Raw genomic sequence first — 618 nt, 5'->3', positions numbered from 1 at the left:
CCGTTTTCTGAGACGACCCCTTGTAGGATTGGCTGTATCTGGGGACACTATAACCGTCAAAGAAGCCGGTTTGGTGTTGGTCATTGGGGTTATCCTGTGGATCTATGGTATAATCTTAACCAAGGTCAGCAATTCCTAAGGGGGTCAAATGGACGCTTTCACATTAGGCATGTTGGGGTTGCTCATTTTTTTCACTGTCGTCACTGGCGGCAGTCTGTATCTCTACCATGAGAAACAGAAGGAAAAAAAGCATCACAACGCCTAAAGAGTAACTGCGACAATGAACGTAAAGGCCAGCAATAGCTGGCCTTTTTTTATACTTGCAGTTTGAGGTGTTACATGTCACGATAAGGTAAGTGTGACATGTAACGGAAAAGGTGATTTTTTGAAAGTATCCAATGAAGATGCTCAGGCTACGGCGATCTATCTCCTCAGAGCTGCTTCGCGCCCAGCTTTCTGGCGTGACGTCCCATTCGATAAGAAACTTGAAGCCGTGGACAGCCTGAACAGCATAGGGCGATCACCATCAGAACTCACTGAATGGATTAATAAATACCTGACAGCAGAGCAAATCAATAAACTCGGGACATCAATTAGGCAACGTCGCAGAAGGGGATA

The 618-nt window shown here is 45.6% G+C and carries 1 pseudogene; it reads left to right on the top strand.

What is annotated here, in order from left to right:
* Positions 1–385 precede the first annotated feature (385 nt).
* Positions 386–618: pseudogene (locus tag R7P74_RS27430) on the top strand (hypothetical protein); the annotation flags it as partial.

The organism is Vibrio sp. 2033 (assembly GCF_033339735.1).
This window is presented reverse-complemented; position numbering and strand designations above follow the sequence as displayed.